This window comes from Mycobacterium sp. 1245801.1, from assembly GCF_001673055.1.
Lineage (GTDB): Bacteria > Actinomycetota > Actinomycetes > Mycobacteriales > Mycobacteriaceae > Mycobacterium > Mycobacterium europaeum_A.
Genome location: NZ_LZKY01000318.1, coordinates 39,794 through 47,945, shown reverse-complemented (window position 1 = coordinate 47,945; position 8,152 = coordinate 39,794). Strand labels below are relative to the sequence as shown.

7 protein-coding genes are annotated in these 8,152 nt (G+C 67.8%); 3 read left to right on the top strand and 4 right to left on the bottom strand.

Annotated elements, in window-relative coordinates; all coding sequences use genetic code 11:
* Positions 1–62: 62 nt before the first annotated feature.
* Positions 63–551, bottom strand: a complete 489-nt coding sequence (locus A5622_RS20350; protein WP_066872644.1) for a MarR family winged helix-turn-helix transcriptional regulator — start codon at positions 549–551, stop codon at positions 63–65.
* Between the two features lie 108 nt (positions 552–659).
* Here A5622_RS20350 and A5622_RS20345 point away from each other — a divergent pair, with 108 nt between their 5' ends.
* The 3 genes from A5622_RS20345 (at position 660) to A5622_RS20335 (ending at position 5,062) form a co-directional block, all read left to right on the top strand.
* On the top strand, positions 660–2,702 hold the full coding sequence (locus A5622_RS20345; RefSeq protein ID WP_197508055.1) for an ATP-binding cassette domain-containing protein: 2,043 nt from the start codon (positions 660–662) through the stop codon (positions 2,700–2,702).
* A complete protein-coding gene (locus tag A5622_RS20340; protein ID WP_066880841.1) occupies positions 2,699–3,553 on the top strand; it encodes an energy-coupling factor transporter transmembrane protein EcfT in 855 nt (284 codons plus the stop codon). Before A5622_RS20345 ends, A5622_RS20340 begins: the two co-directional genes overlap by 4 nt.
* A gap of 66 nt (positions 3,554–3,619) precedes the next feature.
* Entirely contained in the window at positions 3,620–5,062 is a 1,443-nt protein-coding gene (locus A5622_RS20335; protein ID WP_066880839.1) for an amino acid permease, read from the top strand.
* Positions 5,063–5,066: 4 nt separating this feature from the next.
* On the opposite strand, the gene A5622_RS20330 is transcribed toward A5622_RS20335, so the two are convergent.
* From A5622_RS20330 to A5622_RS20320, 3 genes are read right to left on the bottom strand one after another with little or no spacing between them, the layout of a single operon-like run.
* Positions 5,067–6,407 (bottom strand): extracellular solute-binding protein, encoded by a 1,341-nt coding sequence (locus A5622_RS20330; RefSeq protein ID WP_066880837.1) that lies wholly within the window; start codon positions 6,405–6,407, stop codon positions 5,067–5,069.
* On the bottom strand, positions 6,404–7,228 hold the full coding sequence (locus A5622_RS20325) for a carbohydrate ABC transporter permease (RefSeq protein ID WP_066880835.1): 825 nt from the start codon (positions 7,226–7,228) through the stop codon (positions 6,404–6,406). Before A5622_RS20325 ends, A5622_RS20330 begins: the two co-directional genes overlap by 4 nt.
* On the bottom strand, positions 7,215–8,099 hold the full coding sequence (locus A5622_RS20320) for a carbohydrate ABC transporter permease (RefSeq protein ID WP_066880833.1): 885 nt from the start codon (positions 8,097–8,099) through the stop codon (positions 7,215–7,217). Before A5622_RS20320 ends, A5622_RS20325 begins: the two co-directional genes overlap by 14 nt.
* Positions 8,100–8,152: the final 53 nt, after the last annotated feature.

Genomic DNA, 8,152 nt, shown 5'->3' with positions numbered 1-8,152 from the left:
GCCGGTCGCCGCGCTCGCTTAAGTGTCTACCCCCGACCGAGCGCCATCCAGCGTCGCGTCGTTCACAGCGTGTTACGCCGGCCCGCCAGGGAGGTGGCCAGCGACGCGTTGTCGAGCAGCCTGCGCAACACCTCGACCGCTTGCATCAGCACCTGACGGTCCGCGGAGTCGAGCAGCGCCAATTGCGGTTCGATCGCGGCGGCGCGGTCGGCCCGGACCGCGTTGAGCGTGCGCCTGCCCTCGGCCGTGATCCGGATCCGGACCGCACGCGCATCTCCTGGGTCGACCATCCGGGTGACCAGGCCCGCCTCCTCGAGCCGGCGCACCTGCGTGGTCATCGTCGGTTGCGAGCAATGATCGACCGAGGCCAGGTCACCGATTCGGGCTTCGCCGTGAGCTTCGATGGTGGCCAGCAGCCTGGCCTGCGCTGCGGGCAGCGGCATTTGGATGCGTTGGGTGGCCAGCCGGTTGAGCCGCGCGACCACGGCGAGCAGATCGGCTCCCAGTCCCTGCGCTCCCTCGAGCTTTGCGGTATCGACGACATTGTCCATGTCTCCATGGTTGCATAGCTTTGCTAAGCGAGGCCAAAACGACGACGCGTGGCGCGCCAAACCCGTCTTCAGGGGACACTCCTGCGCCAGGCTGGCAGAATCGCCCAAGTGACCTTGCTGCGTTTTCGGCGATCTGGGGAAGGGTCCCTGCGGCCGAACGAGTTGGCACAGGCCGCGGTCATGGGGGCCCTCTGCGCGGCGATCGAGATCCTCGCCTCGGTCATCCCCTTCGCTCAGGGTCTGGGCGTGTTGGGCACGGTGCCCATGGGATTGCTGGCCTACCGCTATCGCCCCCGCGCGCTGGTCGCCGCGACGGTCGCCGGCGGGGTGATCGCCTTTCTGATCGCCGGGCTGGGCAGCCTGTTCATGCTCATCGACTGCGCCTGGGTCGGCGGATTGTGCGGAATCGTCAAGCGCAAAGGACGGGGCTTGCCGACGGTCGCGGTGTTGTCGTTGATCGCCGGAGTGATGTGGGGCGCCGGGTGGGTCGCGGTGCTGGCGGTGCTGACCCGGTTGCGGCGCTTGTTCTTCGATGTCATCACCGCCAACGCCAATGGGGTCGCGGCGTTCCTGAATTGGGTGCACCTGCATGGCGTCGGCGTCGGGCTGAAGCGATACGTCGCCGACGGCATCCAGCACTGGCCGTTGCTGATCTTCCCGTACATGGTCCTGTTGGTCGTCATCGTCTCGTTCATCAGCTGGTCGGCGCTGTCTCGCCTGTTGGAGCGGATGCGCAAGATCCCCGACGTCCACAAGCTGGACGCCTCCGACGATGCGCGCACCCGGACCACGCCGGTTGGGCCGGTGCCGGTGCGGCTGGACAAGGTGCGGTTCCGCTACCCCGGCGCCGAGCGAGACGCGCTGCGTGAGGTCAGTCTCGATGTGCGGGCAGGTGAACACATCGCCGTGACCGGCGCCAACGGTTCGGGGAAGACCACCTTGATGCTGATCCTGGCCGGTCGGCCACCGACGGCTGGCAGCGTCGACCGCCCCGGAACCGTGGGCCTCGGCGAGATGGGCGGCACCGCGATTGTCTTGCAGCACCCCAAAAGTCAGGTGCTGGGCACCCGGGTGGCCGACGACGTGGTGTGGGGTTTGCCGCCGGATGCCGAGATCGACGTCGACCGATTGCTGCAGGAGGTCGGCCTCGAGGGGCTTGCCGAACGCGACACCGGGAGTCTGTCCGGCGGTGAACTGCAGCGCCTCGCGCTCGCGGCCGCGCTGGCGCGCGATCCCGCGCTGCTGATCGCCGACGAGGTCACCACCATGGTCGACCAGCAGGGTCGAGATGCCTTGCTGGGTGTGCTATCCGGTCTCGCCGCACGGCACCAGACGGCGTTGGTGCACATCACCCATTACGACAACGAGGCCGCTTCCGCCGATCGCATCATCAAACTCAGCGACTCGCCGGACAACACCGTGACTGCCGAGACCCCGGCCGCGCCGGCCCCGGTCGTTGCGGTCAATCACAGTTCCAGCACACCGGTGCTGGAACTCATCGATGTCGGCCATGAATACGCCAGTGGCACACCATGGTCCAAGGTCGCCCTACGCGATATCAGCTTCGTGGTGGAGCAGGGCGACGGCGTGCTGATCCACGGCGGCAACGGCTCGGGTAAATCGACCCTCGCGTGGATCATGGCCGGCCTGACGAACCCGACCAGCGGCGCCTGCCTGATCGATGGCGAGCCCACTCACGAGCACGTGGGTGAGGTGGCGCTGTCGTTCCAGTCCGCGCGCCTGCAGTTGATGCGCGATCACGTCGACGCCGAAGTCGCATCAGCAGCGGGCTTTTCGCACCTCGACAAGGACCGTATCGCCGAGGCGTTGATCTCGGTGGGGCTCGACCCGGCGATGGGCAAGCGACGCATCGACCAACTCAGCGGCGGCCAGATGCGCCGCGTGGTGCTGGCCGGACTGCTGGCCCGCTCGCCGCGGGCGCTGGTCCTGGACGAGCCGCTGGCAGGATTGGACGTCGGCAGCCAGCGCGGCCTGCTGCGGCTGCTGGAAAGCCTGCGCAAGGAACGAGGTCTGACGGTGGTGGTGATCTCCCACGACATCGTCGGGCTGGAGGACCTCTGCCCGCGAGCCCTGTTCCTGCGCGACGGCTCGCTGGAAACGGCGTCGACCGCGGCGGGAGGGATGCCATGACCGCGCCGGCGGACACCAAAGCGGCGCCGGAGCGCACCCGCCGCACCCACCGTCCGGTGGTGCTGCTGGTACCGGTACCCGGGACCTCGAAGATCCACGAACTGTGGGCCGGCACCAAGCTGCTTGTGGTGCTGGCGGTGTCGATACTGCTGACCTTCTACCCAGGCTGGGCCACCGTCGGGCTGATGCTGGTCTTGCTGATCACTGCGGCCCGGCTTGCCCACATTCCCCGCGGCGCGGTGCCCTCGCCGCGGCGCTGGATATGGATTGTCCTGGCGGTGGGTGGCATCACCGCCGCGCTCGGCGCCGGTAGCCCGGTGATCGAGATAGCCGGACTGCACATCGGGCTGGGCGGAACGCTGCATTTCGTGCGGGTCACCGCGCTGTCGATCGTGTTGATCGGGCTGGGCGCCATGCTGTCGTGGACCACCAACGTCGCCGAAATGGGGCCTGCGCTGGCAACTTTGGGCAGGCCGTTGCGGTGGCTGCGGATCCCGAGTGACGAATGGGCCGTCGCCCTGGCGCTTGCGCTGCGCGCCTTCCCCATGTTGATCGAAGAATTCCAGGTGCTCTACGCCGCCCGGCGGTTGCGCCCCACGCAGGAACCGCGCAGCCGGCGCGCACGCCGGCGCCAGCAGGCCCGCGACATGATCGACCTACTCACCGCGGCCATCGTCGTGACGCTGCGGCGGGCCGACGAGATGGGCGACGCGATCACCGCCCGCGGCGGCATCGGCCAGCTGGCGGCCGCGCCAGCGCGACCGAGACTGGCGGACTGGGTGGCGCTCGGCATCACCGCCGCCGCGGGCGCCACCGGAGTGGTCATCGACTCGATACTGCAATTCCACTGAGCAGATGAGCGGTATCCAACCGACGGGCTGCTTCATAATCAGCTGATCCGGCCACAGGAGGGGCACTTGCCAGCCACGACGATCAGCCTCAAGCAGCAGATGCTCCGGCGCCGCCCCGTGACGGGTGCACACGTCGCACCAGGGGCCGCGGACCACCTCAAGCGCGGCATCGGCACCTTCCAGCTGACCATGTTCGGGGTCGGCTCGACGGTCGGCACCGGGATCTTCTTCGTCATGTCGCAGGCAGTCCCAGAGGCCGGCCCGGGGGTGATCGTCTCCTTCCTGCTCGCCGGCCTCGCCGCCGGCCTCGCCGCGGTCTGCTACGCCGAATTGGCTTCGGCGGTGCCTGTTTCGGGATCGTCGTATTCCTACGCCTACACCACGCTGGGGGAGGTCGTGGCCGTGGCCGTGGCGGCCTGCCTGCTGCTGGAATACGGCGTGGCGACCGCCGCGGTCGCGGTCAACTGGAGCGGTTACCTGAACAAGCTGCTGAGCAACGTCCTGGGATTCCAACTGCCGCAAGCCGTTTCGGCCGCGCCGTGGGATGCGCAACCCGGCTATCTGAACGTACCGGCGGTCGTGCTGATCGTCTTGTGCGCGTTGTTACTCGTCCGCGGCGCCAGCGAGTCGGCCAAGGTCAACGCGATCATGGTGATGATCAAACTCGGCGTGCTCGTCGTCTTCGGTGTTGTCGCGTTCACGGCGTTCGACGCGAGCCATCTGCGTGACTTCGCGCCCTTCGGTGTTTCCGGCATCGGCTCGGCGGCCGGCACCATCTTCTTCTCCTATATCGGCCTGGACGCGGTGTCCACCGCCGGCGACGAGGTGAAGAACCCGCAGCAGACCATGCCGCGCGCACTCATCGGTGCATTGCTGACCGTCACCGGCGTCTACGTCTTCGTGGCGCTGGCCGCGCTGGGCACCCAGCCCTGGCAGAACTTCGCCGGCCAGCAGGAAGCCGGGCTCGCGACGATTCTTGACAACGTCACCCACGGCGGCTGGGCCAGCACGATTCTGGCTGCCGGAGCGGTCATTTCGATCTTCAGCGTCACACTGGTCACCATGTACGGGCTGACCCGCATCCTGTTCGCCATGGGCCGGGACGGCTTGTTGCCCGCGCGGTTCGCGACGGTGAACGCGCGCACCATGACCCCGGTGAACAACACGGTGATCGTCGCCATCGTGGCCTCGGCCCTGGCCGCGTTCATTCCGCTGCAGAAGCTGGCCGACATGGTGTCGATCGGCACGCTCACCGCGTTCGTCGTGGTATCCGTCGGAGTGATCGTCTTGCGGGTACGCGAACCCTACCTGCCAAGAGGGTTCAAGGTCCCGGGTTATCCCGTCACACCGGTCCTTTCGGTGGCGGCCTGCGGGTACATCCTGGCCAGCTTGCACTGGTACACCTGGATCGCGTTCAGCGGCTGGGTGTTACTGGCGCTGGTCTTCTACTTCGTCTGGGGCCGCCACCACAGCGCGCTCAACGACCCCGCGTCTCCGGAAGCGATCTAGGCCCTCACTGGCGCGCGGCGGCGGTGTTGGCCGCCGCCTGAGCCCGCTGCAGCGTCGTCGCCACATCGCCGCGGCCCAAGAACATTTCGGCGAAGTACGGCTGCAGCGCGTCGTTGCCGGCGGCAAAGCCCGCACCGCCGGGGGCCGCGATGCGCGGACCGTTCAGCACGGCGAAGAACGGCGTGACGTCCACCCCCTTGGCGGCCCAGTACCGGAAGTAGACCGGTTGCGCCGAGGACACCGCGGGGATGGCCGCACCGTAGCGGCCCAGAAATTCGTTGCCCTGCCTGCTGCCCATCCAGGCCAGCACGTGGCGCACCGCGTCGGGATGCTTCGTTGCCGCATTGCCCGCCGCGGCAATGCCGTTGGTCACGCTGACCCGGCCCACCGGGCCGGCGGGCATCATCGCCACCCCCCAGTGGAATCGGGCATCGCGGGCCACCGGCGCCAGGTTGTAGGTGCCGGACTGGAACAGCGCCATCCTGCCGGCCAGGAACTGGTTGCGGGAGAAGTCGCCGTTGTCGTTGGTGTCGGCGGCGGGCGGCGCGACGTGGTCGCGGTTGATCAGGTCGACCAGATAACGGAAGGCCGCCACGGCGGCGGGGTTGGCGAACGCGAACGTGTCGCCGCGTTGGAAGACGCCGCCGGCCGAGCCGATGTAGTTCAGGTAGATGCCCTGCGGGTCGTTGGCCGCGTTGTATGCCCATTGCCGCACCCGTCCCGCATCGAATCGTGGTGTGTCGCCGCGGTTTCCGTCGGCGTCGACGGTGAGCCTGCCCAGCAGGGGGCGCAAAGTGTCGTTCCCGTCGGGACCCCACCGCAGGGCGTTCAGGGCGGCGGGATCGACGCCGGCCGCGGCGAGCAGGTCGGCGTTGTAATACAACGCGATTCCCGCATCGGTCAGCTGCGGCACTCCCCACAACGTGCCGTTGCGGGTGAACTGCTCGACGACCGGACGCTCCCAATCCGAGGCGGCCTGCGGCCCGAGCGCTTCGCCGATGTTCAGCAGGCGGCCGCTGTCGGCGTACGCCGACAGGTAGGCGTTGGACAGCCAGAAGATGTCGTCGGCGCTGCCGCCGGCCACGTCGGTGCGCAGGGTGTTGAAGTAGGTGGAATAGGCCACCAGGTTGAGGTGCACGTCGATGTCGGGGTGGGTGCGGGTGAAGGCCTGGAACGATTCTCGGTAGGCCGCGCCGATCTGGTCGCCCCAGATCCGCACCGTGACGACCGTCTTGCCGCCGTGGGGTTGGCCGGCGTAATCCAGCAACACCGCCGCCGCGGCCAGCAGCACCGCGACGAGCGCGACCGCGGCCGCGGCCAGGGTGGAAAAGCGGGGCCGGGTCACTTCAGTCCCGAAACGACGATCGAGGCGACGATGTGACGCTGGAACACGACGAACAGGGCGATGAGCGGGGCGATCGCGAGCGTGGTCGCCGCCATCACCAGCGTCCACTGGGAATTGAACCGCGATTGCAGATCGGCCGTCGCGACGGTGAGCACCCGCCACTTGTGCCCGCTGGTGATCACCAACGGCCACATGAAGTTATTCCACTGCGAGACCACCGTGATCAACGCCAGCGCCGCCAGGACCGGGCGACTCGACGGGATCACTACATGCACGATCACGTCCAACGTGTTGGCCCCGTCCAGGCGGGCCGCGTTGATCAAGTCGTTCGGGATGATCCGAAAGTGCTCGCGCAGCAAGAAGATCGCGTACGGCGAGCCGAACATGAAAGGCAACACCAACGCCCAGAACGTGTTGCGCAGGCCGAGCTGGGCCAGCATGAGATACATCGGCACCACCGTGACCGTCGCGGGCACCATCAACGTCGCGATGTACACCCAGAACAGCGCGTCACGCCCGGGGAACTGCAACCGTGCGAAGGCGTATGCCGCGAGCACGGAGAAGGTCAACTGGCCCACCAGGATTACCGCCGTCATCAACGCCGTCACCGCGGCCGCCCGGCCGAACCCGGCCCCGGCCAGGTCGGCGAAATTGGCCAGCGTGGGTGGTCGCGGCAGCTGCAACGGCGTGCCCGTGACGAATTGATGCGCGGAGGTGAACGACGTCATCAGTCCAAGGGCGAACGGCGCCAGCGTGATCAACGCACCCAGCGAAAGCCCGGCGTAGATCACCACATTCGTGGGTCGACTAGGTGAGGTCATAGCTGATCCGTCGCCGAAAATACAGATGCTGGACCAGGGTGACGCCGATCAGGATCACGAACAGCACCACGGCCATCACCGACGCCCGGCCGATGGCCGCCGAGCCGAACGCCTCGGCGTAGATGCGATGGGCCACCAGGTCGGTGCTGCCGGCCGGTCCGCCGCCGGTCAGTGCGTACACCATGTCGAAAACCTGTGCGGCGCTGACGATCCCGGTCACCAGTACAAAGAAGGTCGTGGGGCGCAGCATGGGCATGGTGATGCGCCAGAACCGCTGCCACGCGGTGGCGCCGTCGGTGCGGGCGGCGGCGTGGATCTCGTCGGGGATGGCCAGCAGCCCCGCCAGGAACGACAACGAAACGTAGCCGACGTTGGTCCACACCACCACGGCCGACACCAGCGGCAGCGCGAAGCTGGGATCCGACAACCATTCAATGCTGTGTCCCAGCACCGTGCTCACGGCGCCGTCGGTGGGGGCCAAAATCCACCGCCACAGCACCGCGATGGCCAGCGGAGCGCAAATCCACGGCAGCACATACAGGGTGCGAAACAGCCCGGTGCCGGGGAGCTGGCGGGCCAGCATGGTGGCGGCCAGCAGTCCCAGCGCGGTCTGCGCCGGCACCACGATGGCCACGAAGACGATCGTGACGATCAGGGAGTTGCCGAAGCCCGCGTCGGTCAGCACCGACCGCCAATTGGACAGGCCGACGAAGTGCAGCGGGCCCAGCAGATCCCATCGGCACAGGCTCAGCCAGAGCACCACCAGGATGGGCAGCAGCAGAAAGGCGAGCACGCCGAACAGACTGGGCGCCAGCAACGCGTAGCCCAGGGCGGTGGATCGAGGGACAATCCCGCGTACCGCGCCGGCCATGGGCTAATTAAAGCGGGCGCCGCCGCGGTTTGGGGTGAGCGGCCGTTACGGTG